Genomic DNA, 611 nt, shown 5'->3' on the forward strand with positions numbered 1-611 from the left:
GTGTGTGGCCGGAGAGACCGGCCCGGCGAGGGAGGCACCGGCATGGCCTGGTCGATCGCGGAGGTGGCGCGGATGTCCAAGGTGACATCGCGGACGCTGCGGCACTACGACGAGATCGGCCTGCTGCCGCCCGCGTGGATCGGAAGCAACGGGCACCGCTACCACGAGGAGGCCGATCTGCTGCGGTTGCAGCAGATCCTGCTGATGCGGGAGCTGGACCTGGGGCTGCGCGAGATCCAGGCGGTCCTGGACAGCCGGCGCGACCAGGTGGCCGTGCTCCGTGAGCACCAGCAACGCCTGCTCGCGGGACGGGACCGGCTGGCGACGTTGGCCCGTACGGTCGGCCGCACCATCGCCGAACTGGAAGAAGGCAGGGACAACGGGAAGATGACCAAGATCAACAAGCCGGAGAACCTGTTCGAGGGGTTCCAGGCCCCCTCCGAGGCCGAGGCCGTGGTACGGGAGCGATGGCCTCAGGCATGGGAGCAGACCCGGCAGGCGGTCGAGGCGATGACCTCCGACGACACGGAGCGCTGGCAGCGTGAGGTGACGGCACAGATGATCCGCATGGCGGAGTTCATGGTGGCCGGCACGCCGGTCTCCGACCCCGC

At 69.4% G+C, this 611-nt stretch carries 1 protein-coding gene; it reads left to right on the top strand.

The window, feature by feature from the left end:
• Nucleotides 1-42 precede the first annotated feature (42 nt).
• On the top strand, nt 43-611 hold a 569-nt coding region (locus HW445_RS32645; protein WP_180224347.1), incomplete at its 3' end, for a MerR family transcriptional regulator.

This window comes from Streptomyces sp. UH6, assembly GCF_013421635.1.
GTDB classification, from domain to species: domain Bacteria; phylum Actinomycetota; class Actinomycetes; order Streptomycetales; family Streptomycetaceae; genus Streptomyces; species Streptomyces abyssomicinicus.